13 protein-coding genes are annotated in these 14,804 nt (G+C 66.2%); 3 read left to right on the forward strand and 10 right to left on the reverse strand.

Annotation, left to right across the window (positions count from 1 at the left end; genetic code table 11):
- Window positions 1–177: 177 nt before the first annotated feature.
- The 5 genes from FQV39_RS18845 to FQV39_RS18865 all read right to left on the reverse strand — a co-directional run bounded on the left by FQV39_RS18845 (window position 178) and on the right by FQV39_RS18865 (window position 6,829).
- Window positions 178–1,611 (reverse strand): amidohydrolase family protein, encoded by a 1,434-nt coding sequence (locus tag FQV39_RS18845; RefSeq protein ID WP_149131686.1) that lies wholly within the window; start codon window positions 1,609–1,611, stop codon window positions 178–180.
- A 71-nt stretch (window positions 1,612–1,682) separates the two neighbouring features.
- Window positions 1,683–3,272 carry an ABC transporter substrate-binding protein gene (locus FQV39_RS18850; protein ID WP_149131687.1) on the reverse strand — a complete coding sequence of 530 codons (1,590 nt, stop codon included), beginning with the start codon at window positions 3,270–3,272 and terminating at the stop codon, window positions 1,683–1,685.
- Window positions 3,273–3,314: 42 nt separating this feature from the next.
- A complete protein-coding gene (locus tag FQV39_RS18855) occupies window positions 3,315–4,226 on the reverse strand; it encodes an ABC transporter permease (RefSeq protein ID WP_149131688.1) in 912 nt (303 codons plus the stop codon).
- Window positions 4,226–5,167: an ABC transporter permease gene (locus tag FQV39_RS18860; RefSeq protein WP_149131689.1), complete on the reverse strand. Its 942-nt coding sequence runs from the start codon at window positions 5,165–5,167 to the stop codon at window positions 4,226–4,228. Before FQV39_RS18860 ends, FQV39_RS18855 begins: the two co-directional genes overlap by 1 nt.
- 15 nt (window positions 5,168–5,182) lie before the next feature.
- On the reverse strand, window positions 5,183–6,829 hold the full coding sequence (locus FQV39_RS18865; protein WP_149131690.1) for an amidohydrolase: 1,647 nt from the start codon (window positions 6,827–6,829) through the stop codon (window positions 5,183–5,185).
- A gap of 324 nt (window positions 6,830–7,153) precedes the next feature.
- On the opposite strand from FQV39_RS18865, the gene FQV39_RS18870 reads away from it, so the two are divergent.
- Window positions 7,154–7,732 (forward strand): cupin domain-containing protein, encoded by a 579-nt coding sequence (locus FQV39_RS18870; protein ID WP_149131691.1) that lies wholly within the window; start codon window positions 7,154–7,156, stop codon window positions 7,730–7,732.
- Between the two features lie 24 nt (window positions 7,733–7,756).
- Here the strand turns inward: FQV39_RS18870 and tam are convergent, their stop codons facing one another.
- From tam to FQV39_RS18895, 5 genes are read right to left on the reverse strand one after another with little or no spacing between them, the layout of a single operon-like run.
- On the reverse strand, window positions 7,757–8,542 hold the full coding sequence (gene tam / locus FQV39_RS18875) for a trans-aconitate 2-methyltransferase (RefSeq protein ID WP_149131692.1): 786 nt from the start codon (window positions 8,540–8,542) through the stop codon (window positions 7,757–7,759).
- Window positions 8,539–9,318: a class I SAM-dependent methyltransferase gene (locus FQV39_RS18880; protein WP_149131693.1), complete on the reverse strand. Its 780-nt coding sequence runs from the start codon at window positions 9,316–9,318 to the stop codon at window positions 8,539–8,541. The genes tam and FQV39_RS18880 overlap by 4 nt, the downstream gene beginning before the upstream one ends.
- Window positions 9,319–9,321: 3 nt before the next feature.
- Window positions 9,322–10,107, reverse strand: a complete 786-nt coding sequence (locus tag FQV39_RS18885) for an ABC transporter ATP-binding protein (protein ID WP_210251117.1) — start codon at window positions 10,105–10,107, stop codon at window positions 9,322–9,324.
- 3 nt (window positions 10,108–10,110) lie between these two features.
- Complete coding sequence (locus FQV39_RS18890) at window positions 10,111–11,172, reverse strand: FecCD family ABC transporter permease (RefSeq protein ID WP_149131694.1); 1,062 nt, start codon at window positions 11,170–11,172, stop codon at window positions 10,111–10,113.
- A gap of 15 nt (window positions 11,173–11,187) precedes the next feature.
- Window positions 11,188–12,324 carry an ABC transporter substrate-binding protein gene (locus FQV39_RS18895; protein WP_149131695.1) on the reverse strand — a complete coding sequence of 379 codons (1,137 nt, stop codon included), beginning with the start codon at window positions 12,322–12,324 and terminating at the stop codon, window positions 11,188–11,190.
- 301 nt (window positions 12,325–12,625) lie between these two features.
- Here FQV39_RS18895 and FQV39_RS18900 point away from each other — a divergent pair, with 301 nt between their 5' ends.
- Window positions 12,626–14,014, forward strand: coding sequence for an ethanolamine ammonia-lyase subunit EutB (locus FQV39_RS18900; RefSeq protein WP_187639986.1), 1,389 nt, complete (start codon window positions 12,626–12,628; stop codon window positions 14,012–14,014).
- Window positions 14,011–14,778 carry an ethanolamine ammonia-lyase subunit EutC gene (eutC, locus tag FQV39_RS18905; protein ID WP_149131697.1) on the forward strand — a complete coding sequence of 256 codons (768 nt, stop codon included), beginning with the start codon at window positions 14,011–14,013 and terminating at the stop codon, window positions 14,776–14,778. The genes FQV39_RS18900 and eutC overlap by 4 nt, the downstream gene beginning before the upstream one ends.
- Window positions 14,779–14,804: the final 26 nt, after the last annotated feature.

Below are 14,804 nucleotides of genomic sequence, written 5' to 3' on the forward strand. Positions count from 1 at the left end.
TCCTGAGAACCGCAGCGTCATCCCGGCCTTGAGCCGGGATCCATCGGAGGGCTCCGGAGCTCTACAATGGATCCCGGATCTGCGCTGCTTCGCAGCTGGTCCGGGATGACGCCGTGTTTCCGTCAGAAGTCGGCGCGCTCCAAAGGCGCAGCGCCGAAATCTGTCGTTTGTGCCGCTCTACTTCACCGGGAAGGTCAGCGGCGAATAGTCCGTCACCGGCCGCTTGGCCCAATCATACTGCGGTGCCGCGGCTTCCGTCCGCTTCTGGGCCTCGTGCAGGCGCTGCGCCGCGGCGGGGTAGTCCATCGTCAGCACGGTGCCGTCGCGCACGACGAGCTTGCCGTCGACATAGACGCGGTCGACCGCACGCTCGGCCGCAGCATAGACGAGGCTGCGCACGGGGTCGCGGCGCGGCTGCATCATCGGATGGGCGAGGTCGACCATGACGAGGTCGGCCTTGCAGCCGACCTCCAGCCGCCCGATGTCGTCGCGGCCGAGCGCGGCGGCGCCGGCCGTGGTGGCGGCCTCGAACAGGTCGGTGGTGGTGAGCGTGCGCGGGCTCTCCGCCATCAGCCGGGCGACGTAGCCGGCATGGCGCATCTCCTCGAGCATGTTGTGCGGATAGGTGTCGGTGCCCAGCCCGATCCTGATGCCGGCCCGGCGATAGCGGCCGAAATCGTCGAGCGCGATGCCGCGACGCATGAACACCGTCGGGCAATGGGCAACGGTCGTGCCGGTCTCGGCGAGCAGATCGAGATCGCGTCGGCTGTGCCAAGCGACACGCGGATAATCGTCGAGGAAGATGGCGTGGCCGATGATGCTGGTCGCGCCGAGCACACCGAGCTTCTCCAGCCACTGGATCGGCGAGACGCCGTGGCGGCGGGTGATCTCGTGGAACTCGACCGTCGACTGGGCCGCGTGGATCTGCCAGCGCAGACCGCGGCGGCCAGCCTCGGCATGGCTCTCCTTGATCAGCCCCTCGCTGCAGGTGTCGATCTGGGCCGGGCAGACCATGCCGAACAAACGGCCGGACGGATGTTTCTGCGCCTTCTCGATGACATTGAGCGCCGTGGCCATGGCCTCGGCGCCAGCCTTCTCGTCCCACTCATATTCGACGATATAGCCGTTCTTGGTGTACCAGCGGGCCGAGCGGAACATCGGTGAGAGGCAGACGCGCAGGCCGCTATCGGCGGCGAGATCGAGCCAACCGGGATGGGCGACCGAGAGATCGGCGACAGTGGTGACGCCGGAGAGCAGGAGCTCGGAATAGGCGACCTGCACACAAGCGGGCACCGCCTCGGCGTCCGGCCGCAGGATCGGCATGAATTCGTAGAGCGAGGAGTTGTAGAGCGCCGGCGAGCCGAGCTCGTCGAGGAAGCCCTTGTTCAGCGGCTCGCTCGACGGGTGCGAATGGATGTTGACGAGGCCGGGCATCACCATGCGGCCGCGGCCATCGACGGTCTCATCCGCCTGCCCCTCATAACGGGCGCCGACGAAGCGCAGCGTGCCATCCTCGAAGGCGACATCGGCACCGTGCAGATAGACATGCCGAGAGGCTTCCGCGTCCCAGGCGACAACGATATCGGCGTTCTTGATGACCGTGATCGTCATGACGTTTCCTCCCTAGCAGTCAGACATAGAAAAAGCGCCGCGCGGCTCGGGCCACGCGGCGCTGACTGAGCTCAGCGCTTCAGCTTGATGTCGAGCCCCTTGTAGAGGCCGGCACCGTAGATGCCGTGGGCACGCGCGCCCTCGACACGGTCGCCCGCCACCACCCAGAGCGGCTGCGAGGCCAGCGGCACCCAGACATTCGCTTCCGTCAGCTGGTTCTGGACCGCGCCGATCGCCTGCTTGCGCTTGTCGGCATCGACGGCGGTCGCCGCCGATTTGAGCAGCTCGTCCGTCTTCGGGTCCTTCCAGTTCATCCGGTTCGGCGTCGGCACCTGCCGACTGGCGAAGTAGAGGTTCAGCGCCTCGGTGGCCGTCACATAGGGGTAGGACATGTAGAAGGCGTCGAACTCCTGCGTCGCGAGCTTGCCCCAGGCGACAGTCGCGTCCCAGAGCTGGATCTTGAGGTCGATGCCGACCTTGCGCAGGTCAGCCTGCATCGCCTCGGAGATGCGCGGATTCACGTCGTTGCGAATGCCGTAGACGGTGAAGGTCGCCTTCTGGCCGTCCTTCTCGCGGATGCCGTCGGCGCCCGGTTTCCAGCCGGCCTCTTCCAGCAGCTTGATGGCGCCGGCAGGGTTGTGCTTCGGCATCTTGCCGGCCGAGTCCTTGTCGTAGTCGAGCACGGCCGGGTTGAGCAGCGAAGGCAGCGCGGTGCCCTTGCCGAAGAAGATCGCCTTGGCGATGGCCTGCTTGTCGGTGGCCATGTTGACTGCTTCGCGGATCGCCGCATCCTTCGAGACGGGCTTGTCGACCTTGAAGCCCATGAAGATGTCGTAAATGTAGTTTTCCTGGCGCTGCACCGTCATGCCCGGGATGCGCTGCATCGTGTCGAGCGCGATATAGGGCATGTAGTAGGTCACGTCGGCCTGCTTGGCCTGGATCGCGGCCATCAGTGTGTTCGACTCGGGGATGACCTTCCAGACGATCTCGTCGATCTGCGGCTTCGGATCCTTGTAGATCGGCGAGCCCCAGCTGTAGTGCGGGTTCTTCTTGAGGACGAGTTCCTGGCGCGGCGTCCATTTCGACCAGCAATAGGGGCCGGTGCCGTTGAAGCCCTGCACGCCGAAATTCTGGCCGAGCTTCTCGACCGTGTTCTTATCGACGACCGAGGCGAAGGACAGCGCCATCTGGAACAGCAGGTCGCTGTAGGGCTCCTTGAGCTCGTAGATCAGCGTGGAATCGCCGGCGGCGCGGATGTCCTTGACCGGGCCGGCACGGAACGAGACCGGCGATTTGTTGGCCGGGTCGGTCCAGCGCTTCAGCGAATAGACGACATCGTCGATCGTCATCGGCCGGCCGTCGCAGAACTTGACGTCGTTGCGCAGCTTGAAGGTGTAGGTCATGCCGTCCGGCGAGACGGTCCAGCTCTCGGCGAGGCCGGGCTTGATCGTCTTCATGTCGAAATCGACCGTCACCAGCGTATCCGCCAGCATGTAGAGCACCTCAGCGGCGGCCGTGGCGGTGGTGCGGATCGGGTCGTAATTGTCGGCGTCGATCACGCGCAGGATCGAGAGCGGCGCCTTCTGCTGCGCGACGGCCGGCACCGCGGCGAAGGTTGCGGCAGCAGCGCCCGCCAGAAGCAGGGTGGAGAGTTTGGTCATCGAGCTGGTCCCCTTTTGACGTTTATTGGCTGGTATCGGCTGCTACTTCCGCAGCTTGGGATCGAGTGCGTCGCGCAGCGCATCGCCGAGGACGTTGAAGGCGAGCACCACCGCGAAGATCACGAGGCTCGGCAAAACCGAGACATGCGGCGCGAAGAACAGGAAGTTGCGGCCGTCGGCGGCCATGGCGCCGAGCTCGGCGGTCGGCGGCTGGGCGCCGAGGCCGAGGAAGGAGAGCGCCGCGCCGAGCAGGATAACCTGGCCGAAGCGCAAGGTGATGAAGACGAACATCGCCGAGAGGCAGTTCGGCAGGACGTAGCGCAGGATGATGCGCAGATCGGTCAGGCCGAGCGAGCGGGCCGCCTCGATATAGCCCTGCTGCAGCACCACCAGCGCCGAACCGCGCACGACGCGCGCCATCAGCGGCACGGTCGCGATCGAGAGCGCGATGATGACCGCCGTCAGCCCGGGACCGAAGATCGCCGCGATGGCAAGGCCGAACAGGATGGCCGGGAAGGAAAGCAGCACATCCATGAACCGCATCAGAATGCCCGAGAGCTTCGGGTAATAGGCCGCCGCGAAGCCGATAATGCCACCGATCAGGCAACCGAAGATGACCGAGGCGCTGCCCATCAGCAGCGTCGTCCGGAGGCCGAAGAGCAGGCGGGTGATCATGTCGCGACCTTGGCCGTCGGTACCGAGCAGCCCAGCCTCGCCCGGTGCCTTCAGAGTGTTGGCGAGATCGTTGCCGTAGGGGTCGGTCGGAGCGAGCCAGGGCGCGAACACCGCCCCGAGGACGGCGAGAACGACCAGGGCGAGCGCAATGCAGGCGCCGACATCGGACAGGAGCATCCTGAGCACCGTCTTCCGGCGGACGGGGGCGGCAGCGGCCACGCTCACGGCGGCTTCCACCGCGGCGGTGCCGGGCTGGAACGGATTGGCGGCGGTACTCATCAGGCGCCCCTCACGCGTGGGTCGAGCACGGCGTAGAGGACGTCCACCGCGAGATTGACCAGGATGAAGCCGAGCGACAGCACGATGATCGTGCCCTGCGCCATCGGTAGGTCGCTCGACAGGATGGCGCCGACGGCGAGCCGGCCAATGCCCGGCCAGCTGAACACGGTCTCGGTCACCACCGCGCCGCCGAGCAGGAAGCCGATCTGCAGGCCGATCAGCGTGACGACCGGCACGAGGGCGTTGCGCAGCGTGTGCCTGATCACCACGACGCCCTCAGCCAGCCCCTTGGCGCGGGCCGTGCGGACATGGTCCGCGCCGAGCTCGTCGAGCACCGAGGTCCGGGTCATGCGGGCGACCGGACCGACGAAGACGCCACCCAGCGTGAGCGCCGGCAGGATGACGCCCTGAATGCCCTCCCAGGTCCAAAGCGGACCGGTGCGGCCGGTAAAGGGCAGGATCGGGTATTTGAAGCCGAAGAGCCAGATCAGCCCGAGGCCGAGGAAGAAGACCGGCAGCGAAACGCCGGCGACCGAGACCGCCATGATCGCGCGGTCAATGAGCGAGCCGCGAAAATAGGCGCCGAGCGTGCCGAGCAGCATGCCGAGCGGGATCGCCCAGATCAGCGAGGCGAGCATCAGCTCCAACGTCGGGCCGATGGTGTTGCCGAGCTCCTGCACGACCGGGACGTTGTTGATGATCGAGACGCCGAGATCGCCCTGCGCCAAGCGCCCGATATAGATCCCGAACTGCTTCCACAGCGGCTGGTCCAGCCCCAGCTCCTGGCGGATGGCCTGGACGACGTCCTGGGTCGCGGTCGGGCCGGCGCGGACCTGCGCCGGATCGGTCGGCACCACCTGCATCAGCAGGAAGCCGATCAGCAGCACGCCGAGCAGGACCGGCAGGACCAGCAGCAGCCTTTGCAGCGTATGTCGCAACATGAAGAGGTTCCCGGCCTATTGCGCAGCGGCCGCGAGCTGGCCGTGCCGGTCGAAGACGATTTCGCCGCCGAGCAGGGTCAGGTCGCAGCGCACCTCGTTCTCGACCGCCTCGACCGGAACCGCGAAGATGTCGTGCGAGAGCACGGCGATATCGGCGAGCTGGCCCGGCACGAGACGGCCGAGCTTGTCCTCGGCGAACTGGGTGTAGGCGCCGAGCAGCGTATAGGCGTGGACCGCCTCTTCCATGCTCAATCGCTCGGCGCCGCCGATTACGGTGTGGCGCTTGGTCTGGCGGGTGACCATGGTGAAGAGGTTCTTGAACGGATCGGTGGCACAGACCGGCGCATCCGAGCTCGCCGCGGCATGGAGCCCCGCGTCGAGCCATTTGCGCATCGGGTAGGACGCGTCGGCGCGGTCCTGGCCGAGATTGATCACGTAGAGATCGCCGAATTCGTAGATGAAGGCCGGCTGCGGCACCGGGTCGATCCCGGCAGCCGCCATGCGCGCGAGCTGACCGTCGGTCAGGAAGCCGCAATGCTCGATGCGGTGACGGCGCCCGCGGATCGGGCGCTCGGCGCTGTCGGCCTTCTCGATGCCGGAAAGCACCTGCTCGATCGCAGCATCGCCGATGGCGTGGATGGCGAGCTGGTAGCCGAGCTTGTGATAATGCGCGAGATAGCCATGCATCTCGGCGTCGGAATAGATGAAGATGCCGCGGTTATCGGGGTCTCCGACCAGATAGGGCTCGCTCATCGCCGCCGTCAGGCCGCCGGCGCTGCCGTCTCCGAACACCTTCATCGCGCCATAGCGCAGCAGGCCGGTCTCGCGGCCGAAGCGATAGCCGGCGGCATGCGCCTCGTCGCCGATGCCGTCGGCATTGCCGTAGATGCAGACCCAGGTCCGGACCGGCAGCGTGCCGGCGCGCGCCACCTCCTCATAGGCCTCGATCTCAGCCATCCCGGCGAGCATGCCGACGCCGGCATCCATCACGCTGGTGAAGCCCTGCGACAGCATGTAGTGCCCGGCTTTCTCGATCGCCGCCTTCAGCTCGACGACGCTCGGCTGCGGCATCGCCTCGACGATCAGCCGCATGGCGCTCTCCGCCAACAGGCCGGTCAGCTTGTTGTCGCGCCGCTCGATCAGGCCGCCGGCCGGACTCGGCGTGTTGTGGCCGATGCCGGCCGCGGCCATGGCCCGGCTGTTGACGACGCCGACATGGCCACAGGTGCGCTTGATATAGACGGGATTGTCCGGCGCGACGCGATCCAGCTCCTCGGCCGTCGGATGACGTCCTTCAGCGAGCTCATTGTGGTCATAACCACGGCCGATCACCCACTCGCCGGGCTTCTTGCCCCTGGCGGCGGCGGCAACGCGGCGCAGAATCTCGTCGATGCTGTTGACGCCCTCCTCCGGGCGCAGATTGACTTCGCTCATGGCGAGGCCTAGCGGCAGCAGATGCATATGCGCATCGTTGAGACCGGGAATGGCGACACGGCCAACGAGATCGACGACCTTCGTGCCCGGCCCCTGCAGCGCGGCGATCTCCGCCGCCGGCCCGGCCGCCAGCACTTTGCCGCCAGCGATCGCCAGGGCCTCCGCGAAGCCTTCCGCCAAGCCGCAGAAGATACGGCCATTCAACAAAACGGTTTCGGCTTGCGTCATCGCCCCTGCTTACCCTGTTTTCTCTGTTGAATTCTCGCCGCAGGCATTGGCAAAAGGATAGTATTCGGCAAGCATCGACCGTCGCGCGAAAGCGAGACATCGCTTCCACGCAGCCCTATCGGACAGGATTGGGATTTTAGTCTGGACGGTACGTTCTGATCGCGAAAACTATTCCACTCCGCCGGTTCCCCATGACACTATTTTCTTATTGGCTTTCTGGCAGCATTGCTCAGAATATTGAGCATGGCAAGGGCCGTCGAGCAGGCGCGCCCTGCATGACGCGCAGAAAAGACAAGGCGCGCGAAATTGGGAGGCAGGGCAGAGATGAGCTTTGATGTCGGCGGAAGGCTGAAGGAAATCCGGCTTGCGGCCGGGCTTTCCCAGCGCGAGCTCGCCGCCCGCTCAGGCGTGACGCATAGCCTGATCTCGCTGATCGAGCAGAACCGGAACAGCCCGTCGGTCGCCTCGCTGCGCAAGATCCTCGACGGCATCCCGATGAGCATGGTGAATTTTTTTGACGAGGCGCGAACCCCGAAGGACAAGGTCTTCTTCGAGGCGCCGGACCTGCTCGACCTCACCTCGCGTCTGCACCAGGTCAATGGCGGCGAAAGCCGGGGGCAGATGTCCTTCCGCCAGGTCGGGGATGCGCAGGCGCACAACCTGCAGATCCTGCACGAATCCTACGAGCCCGGCGCCGATACCGGAATCGCCATGCTGAAGCACGATTCGCATGAAGGCGGGGTGGTGCTGTCGGGCGAGCTCGAGGTCACCGTCGGCGACCAGATCAAGGTGCTGGCACCGGGCGACGCCTATCTCTTCGACAGCCGCGTTCCGCATCGCTTCCGTAACATCGGCACGGAGCGCTGCATCGTCGTCAGCGCCTGCACGCCGCCCTATCTCTAGGCGGCGATTTCGCCCCGCGGCGCTTCAGCCTTCGCGGACGGCGACGACGAACAGGCGTGGGAAGCGCAGCAGCACCTTGCCGTCGTTCTCGACCGGATAGGCCGGCGCGATGCGCTCGAGATAGCGCGCGATAAACGTCGCCTGCTCCTCGGCCGTCAGCCGGTCGAGATAGGGCTTGAGCCCCGTGCTCTTGAACCATTCGGCGATGGCCTCGACGCCGGCAAGGGCGTGGACGTAGGTCGTCTGCCAAATGTCGACCCGGCAGCCGGCAGCCATCAGCCAGCGGCGATAATCACCGAAAGAACCGATCGCGGACCGCTTCGCCTTGGCGGTGGCAAGCCGCTCCGCCCAGGGACCTTCCGCGGCGACCTCGCGCATCGCGACATGCGAGGGCTCGGAGAGATTGTTCGGCATCTGCACGGCGAAGCAGCCGCCCGGCTTGAGCGAGCGCGCCAGCCGCGGAAACAGGCCTTCATGGTCGGGCAGCCATTGCAGCACGGCGTTGGCGAAGATCAGGTCGTAACCGGCGGCATCGGACCAATTCGCGACATCCCCCAGGACGAAGGAGAGATCCGGCAGGCGCTTGCCTGCCTTTTCCAGCATGTCCGGCGAGGAATCGAGCCCCTCGGTCACGGCATTTGGAAACCGCTGCGCGACCAGTTCGGTGCTGTTGCCGGGGCCGCAGCCGAGATCGATGCAGCGCTTGGGATCAGCGAGCGGGACGCGGGCGAGGAGGTCGATCGACGGGCGTGTGCGCTCGTCCTCGAAGCGCAGATACTGCGCGGCATCCCAGTCGGGCTTGGCGGTCATGCCGAGGGCTTCCGGGCGAGCAGGGCGAAACGGGTCGAGGAAGCCAGCCGGATCGCATCGTGCAGCGGGGCGGCTCGCTGCTGCTCGCGAACGACCTGGATATAGTCGGCCGGGACGATGTCGACGAAGCCCGCCGTTTTCAGCATGTCTTCGAGGTGCTGCCGGCTGAGGCCGTCCTTGAAGTAGAAACGCTTGGTGATCGAGGCATGGGTGTCCGCGTCGATCTGATGGACAGGCGCGCCGCGCCTGTCGCGCAGCCAGTTGCCGAAGCGATTGACCAAAGCCTGCCAGCGGCTGCGATTGACCCAGTCGCCGTCGATGACGAGCAGGCGGCCGCCGGGGCGCAGCACGCGGAACCATTCACTGAGAGCCGCTTCCGGATCGGTCAGTGTCCAGACGAGATGGCGGGTGATCGCCGCGTCGTAGCTTGCATCATCGTCGAGCAGATGCTCGGCATCGCCGAGCCGGAAGCGCGCCGCCTTGCCGTGCTTGGCGCGGGCGCGCTCCAGCATCGCCTCGGAGAAATCGAGCGCTGTGACGCGGTGGTTCAGCGAGAGCAGCGCGCGGGTGATTTCGCCCGTCCCGCAGGCGAGGTCGAGCACGTCGAGCGGTGCCGGGCCGAAGGAATCGCGGATCAGGCGCTGGAACGCCTGCAGCTCCCGGTCGGACTTGATCGCGTGGCCGAAGGAGAGATCGAAGCTCTCGGCCCGCGCCGACCAGTAGGCTCGGATCTCTTCCTTGAGGGTGAAATTGTCGTGCGAGGCGGGCGCGGACATGACTCAATGGACCTGGATATAGGGCTCGACCAGAAGCGTGCCGCGGGCCGAATGCTCCAGATGCACACCCACGGCATATGTCTCGGAAACCGCCGGATGCGCAAGCACCTCGACCGGTGCGCCGGCCTGGGCGATGCGCCCGCCATTCATGACCAGAACACGGTCGGCAAAGCGTGCGGCGAGCGACAGGTCGTGGATGGCCACGACAGTGACGATGCCGCGCCTGCGGGTCGCCTCGCGAATCGTCGCCATGACGTCGAGCTGACGGCGGACGTCGAGCGCGCTCGTCGGCTCATCGAGCAGCAGCACGTCGGGCTCACGCACCAGCGCCTGGCCGATCGCTGCAAGCTGGCGTTGGCCCCCGGAGAGCGTGGCGATGTCGCGCGAGGCGAAGGCAGCGAGGCCCAGCTCCGCGATCACCCCCTCGACGGCGCGCATATCCTCGGAGGAGGCCGCGAGCGCAAAGCCCCGATGCAAGCTCTTGCGGGCGAGCAGAATGATGTCGAAGACCGAGAGCGCGACGCGCGCCTCGGTGTTCTGTGCCAGATAGAAGACCTTGCGCGCTCGTTCCCGCGCCGGGAGCATCGCCAGGTCGCGATCATCGAGCTTCACCATGCCGGCCTGCGGGGCAAGCAGGCCGGCCGCGCAGCGGAATAGAGTCGACTTGCCCGAGCCGTTCGGACCGACGAGGGCCGTCAGCTCGCCGCGCGGCAACTCGCCAGTGCCGAGCCCTTGCAGCACGGGCATCGAGCCATAGCGGAAATCGAGATCGCGGATGAGCAACGCCACGGCTCAGGCTCCCCTGTTGCGGATCGACATGACCAAGCTGAAGAAGAAGGGCACGCCGATCAGCGCCGTGATGATGCCGATCGGATAGATCACGCCGGGCGTGATCGCCTTCGAGACGCTGGAGGCGAGCGAGAGCAGCACCGCGCTCGCGATCGTCGCGACCGGCAGGAAGAAACGCTGGTCCTCGCCGACCAGGAGCCGCGCGATATGCGGCCCGACGAGGCCGATGAAGCCGATGCCGCCGACGAAGGAGACCGACACCGCTGCCAGCAGCGAGGTCGCAATCAGGATCTCCAGCCGCAGGCGGTCGACGCGGACGCCGAGGCTCTCAGCCCGCTCGTCGCCGAGCCGAAGCGCCGTCAGCGCCCAGCCACGCATCAGGAAGAAGGGCAGTGCGAGCGCGATCAGCACCGCGGCAACGCCGACCTTGCCCCAAGTGGCACGGGCGAGGCTGCCCAGCGTCCAGAATACGATCTGGGTGAGCTGGACCTCGTTCGAGCGATACTGCAGCAGCGCCGTCAGGGCGTTGCAGGTGAAGAGCAGCGCGATGCCGACGAGGATCATCGTCTCGGCACTGACGCCGCGCAGCTTGGTCATGAAGAACAGCACGAGCGAGGCAGTAAGCGCGAAGACGAAGGCGTTCGCCGTCACGATGAAGGGCCCGGCGCCAGGCACGACGCTCCAGCCGAAGACGATCGCCACCGAAGCGCCAACCGTCGCCGCGGCCGAGACGCCAAGCGTGAACGGATCGGCAAGCGGATTGGCGAGGATGGTCTGCATGCCGGCGCCGCTCAGGCCGAGCATGGCGCCGACGGCGAGCGCCATCAGCGCGATCGGCAGGCGCAGGTCCCAAACGATGACGGACAGGCGCGGGGAAGCCGCCTGCGGCTCGACGAGCGTGCGCAGCACGTCGCCGAGCGGCAGATTGCCCGGCCCGATGGAGACATCGAGCGCCACCGCGAAGAGCAACGCCAGCACGCCGAGCAGAACGAGCTTCAGGCGCTTCGCATTGCGCTTGCGATAGTCGGCGGTCGCGATCGCCGTCACGGGCAGAACAGCCGTCATCGCCTCAGGCCGCAATCACTGGAGCTTCGCCCAGAACACACCGGAATAGGAGATCGGCAGGAACTTCTCGTGGAATTCCTTGAAGACGGCCTCAGGCTCGACGTCCTTGAACAGGTCCGGATAAAGCTCCTTGGCCATGGCAAGCTCGGCCACGAAGTAATAGGGCGCGTCGTAGAACTGATGGTAGAAGGCCATCACCTTCTTGGCCTGGACCGCCTTGATCTGCTGGAAGCCGGGCCGCTGCATCAGCGCCGACATTTCCTTCTGCACCTTCTCGGGCGTCGCATCATAGCCGAGGCTGACGGCGCTGCTGCCGGGGTTGCTGCCGTACCAGTTGGCGCCGGTCAGGAAATAGGCATCCGGGTTGTCGGAGAGGACCTTCTCCGGCGCGGCCTCGGCCTGGAAGGCGGAGAAATACTGGCTACCCCAGTTGCGTCCACCGGCCTCCTCGATGAAGCGGCCGAAATTGAAGGGGCCGAAGGTGGCGCAGCAGGGCAGGAGGCCAGCCGCGCGCTCGACGAAGACCATCGGCTTCTTCTTGTCGGGAATCGAGCCGACACGCGCATAAATGCGGCGGGTCTGGCGCAGATAATAATCGGCGAAGGCGGCTGCCTCCTTCTCCCGGCCGAGGACGCGGCCGAGGAGCTGCACGCTCGGCAGGACGTTCTGGGTCGGATCCTGGCGGAAATCGACGAAGATCGTGGCGATGCCGGCCTTTTCGAGCTTGCCGAGCAGACCCGTCTCCTGCGCCTTGAAGTAGTTGGAGAGGTCGAGGATGTAGACCTCGGTGCCGAGCGAGGCGATCTTCTCCATGCTGACATCGGCGGCATAGGGATTGCCCATATCGGCGACGTCCTTGGCCTTCGGGAACTTCGCCAGATATTTCTGCCAGGCACCCGGATCGTTGGCGATCAGGTCGTTGCCCCAGCCGACCACGCGCTTGAACGGGTCGTCGCGGTCCAGCATCGCGAGCGTGTAGAGCTGGCGGCCCTCGCTCAGCACGATCTTCGCGGGATCGCGCGTGACGTTGACGACGCGCCCGGCGAGATCGGTGACCTCGATTGTCTCGGCGCGGGCAGGGGCAGCGGAGAAGACAGCCAGAGCCAATGCGGCAGCAGGAAAAAGGCGCGTCAGCCGGGACAGAGCGAACATGATGGCCGTCCATATCGAGAAAATCGTCTCGCGCTAACACAGTATTCCGCCCAGAGACAAAGAAAATCTGTAATTTTTAATTATTCTAAAGAAATGAATACTGTAATCTTCTTGGAAACAGGCAATGTACGATCACGAAATATGAGATTCGAAAAGCATCCCGCGCTTAACGGGAACTGGAGCTCCACCGCTGCCGCACAGAGACGCGGCAGGCCTTTGCCGCACGGCACGATTTGTGCTCGAAATCACGGCGACGACGATCGGCCCGCTTGGGCCGGCGACAGCGGAAAGGATGGGGTCCGTGGCCTACCGCCATGTCATCGGCTCGCGGAGCTATGTCTTCGAAGATTTGCGCGACCTCATGGCCAAGGCCACGCCGTTGCGCTCGGGCGATCAGCTCGCCGGGCTGGCAGCAGCCTCGGCCGAAGAGGCCGTCGCGGCTCGGATGACGCTGGCCGATTTGCCGCTCACGACCTTCCTCCACGAAGCGCTGATCCCCTACGAGGTCGACGAGGTCACCCGCCTGATCCTCGATACGCATGACGCGGCAGCCTTTGCTCCTGTCGCAAGCCTGACAGTCGGCGGCTTCCGCGACTGGCTGCTGTCGGATGATGCGTCGAGCGAGGCGCTGGCCCGGCTTGCCGGAGGCATCACACCTGAAATGGCAGCTGCCGTCTCGAAGATCATGCGCCTGCAGGATCTGATCGCCGTGGCGCGGAAATGCCGGGTGGTGACGCGCTTCCGCAACACGATCGGCCTGCCCGGCACCATGGCGGTGCGCCTGCAGCCGAACCACCCGGCCGACGATCCGCGCGGCATCGCCGCCTCGATCATCGACGGGCTGTCCTATGGCTGCGGCGATGCCGTGATCGGCATCAACCCGGTCTCCGACAATCTCGGCGTACTTTCAGACCTGCTCAAGCTGCTCGACGAGGTCATCCAGCGCTATGCCATCCCGACGCAAGGCTGCGTGCTGACCCATGTCACCTCCTCGATCGAACTGATCGGGCGCGGCGCGCCGGTCGATCTCGTCTTCCAGTCCGTCGCCGGCACCGAAGCGGCCAATCGCTCCTTCGGCATCGATCTTTCCGTGCTGCGCGAGGCTTACGAGGCCGGGCTTTCGCTGAAGCGCGGCACGCTCGGGCAGAACCTGATGTATTTCGAGACGGGTCAGGGCTCGGCGCTCTCGGCGGAGGCCCATCACGGCGTCGACCAGCAGACGCTGGAGGCACGCGCCTATGCGGTCTGCCGCGCCTTCGATCCCCTGCTGGTCAATACGGTCGTCGGGTTCATCGGGCCGGAATATCTCTATGACGGCAAGCAGATCACCCGCGCCGGGCTGGAAGACCATTTCTGCGGCAAGCTGATGGGCCTGCCGCTGGGCTGCGACGTCTGCTACACCAACCATGCGGAAGCCGATCAGGACGACATGGACGCCCTGCTGACGCTGCTCGCAGCGGCCGGGGTCACCTATGTCATGGGCGTGCCGGGCGCCGACGACGTGATGCTGAACTATCAGTCGACTTCATTCCACGACCAGCTCTACATCCGCGATCTGCTCGGCCTGAAGCGCGCGCCCGAATTCGAGCGCTGGCTGCAGGAGCAGGGCCTGACGGGCACCGATGGCCGGCTCCTGGCTCAGGCCGGCGCGCCACGCCTTGTGACGTCTCTGGCGGAGATGGTGGCATGAGCGCGCCCGACCCGTGGCGGAAGCTCTCGGCGCTGACGCCGGCGCGCATCGGCATCGGACGCGCTGGTTCGGGCCTCGGCACGCACGAAACCCTGCGCTTCGCCCTCGCCCATGCGCAGGCCCGCGACGCCGTCCACGCCGAACTCAACGCGGCCGCGCTCACAGTCGAGCTCGCATCTCTCGGACTCACCTCCCTTCAGGTCGCGAGCCGGGCAGCCGGGCGCGCCTCCTATCTGCTGCGACCCGATCTTGGCCGCAGCCTCGCTTCGGAAAGCCACGCCGCGATCGCGTCTAGCGGAGTCGCCGGTTGCGACATCGCGCTCGTCATTGCCGACGGCTTGTCGGCGCGGGCCGTGCAGGCCCATGCCGCCCGCTTCGTCGCGGCCTTCCTGCCGATCGCGGAGCGCCGCGGCTGGTCGCTGTCGCCGGCCGTCATCGCCTCGCAAGGCCGCGTGGCAATCGGCGACGAGATCGGCCTGCTCGTAGGCGCAAGGCTGACGCTGCTGCTGATCGGCGAACGACCCGGCCTGTCCTGCCCGGACAGCCTGGGGCTCTATGTCACCTACGCGCCGCGTCCGGGCCGCAACGACGGCGAACGCAACTGCGTCTCGAACATCCATGGCGCAGGTCTGGCGCCCGCCGAAGCCGCAGCGCGCGCTGCCTGGCTGGTCGAGGCTGCATTCTCGCGCGGGCTCTCCGGCGTCGCGCTGAAGGACGAGAGCGCCGCCGGGACGAGCCCGCGCCTCGCCGCCGACGCACCCTGAACCCTGCCGTCATGGCCGGGCTTGAC

This window comes from Bosea sp. F3-2, assembly GCF_008253865.1.
In the GTDB taxonomy this organism is placed as follows: Bacteria; Pseudomonadota; Alphaproteobacteria; order Rhizobiales; family Beijerinckiaceae; genus Allobosea.

What these genes read in the sequence shown, in the direction of transcription:
- FQV39_RS18845 (WP_149131686.1), bottom strand. Translation starts at nt 1,611, where the DNA reads ATGACGATCACGGTCATCAAGAACGCCGATATCGTTGTCGCCTGGGAC.
- FQV39_RS18850 (WP_149131687.1), bottom strand. Translation starts at nt 3,272, where the DNA reads ATGACCAAACTCTCCACCCTGCTTCTGGCGGGCGCTGCTGCCGCAACC.
- FQV39_RS18855 (WP_149131688.1), bottom strand. Translation starts at nt 4,226, where the DNA reads ATGAGTACCGCCGCCAATCCGTTCCAGCCCGGCACCGCCGCGGTGGAA.
- FQV39_RS18860 (WP_149131689.1), bottom strand. Translation starts at nt 5,167, where the DNA reads ATGTTGCGACATACGCTGCAAAGGCTGCTGCTGGTCCTGCCGGTCCTG.
- FQV39_RS18865 (WP_149131690.1), bottom strand. Translation starts at nt 6,829, where the DNA reads ATGACGCAAGCCGAAACCGTTTTGTTGAATGGCCGTATCTTCTGCGGC.
- FQV39_RS18870 (WP_149131691.1), top strand. Translation starts at nt 7,154, where the DNA reads ATGAGCTTTGATGTCGGCGGAAGGCTGAAGGAAATCCGGCTTGCGGCC.
- tam (WP_149131692.1), bottom strand. Translation starts at nt 8,542, where the DNA reads ATGACCGCCAAGCCCGACTGGGATGCCGCGCAGTATCTGCGCTTCGAG.
- FQV39_RS18880 (WP_149131693.1), bottom strand. Translation starts at nt 9,318, where the DNA reads ATGTCCGCGCCCGCCTCGCACGACAATTTCACCCTCAAGGAAGAGATC.
- FQV39_RS18890 (WP_149131694.1), bottom strand. Translation starts at nt 11,172, where the DNA reads ATGACGGCTGTTCTGCCCGTGACGGCGATCGCGACCGCCGACTATCGC.
- FQV39_RS18895 (WP_149131695.1), bottom strand. Translation starts at nt 12,324, where the DNA reads ATGTTCGCTCTGTCCCGGCTGACGCGCCTTTTTCCTGCTGCCGCATTG.
- eutC (WP_149131697.1), top strand. Translation starts at nt 14,011, where the DNA reads ATGAGCGCGCCCGACCCGTGGCGGAAGCTCTCGGCGCTGACGCCGGCG.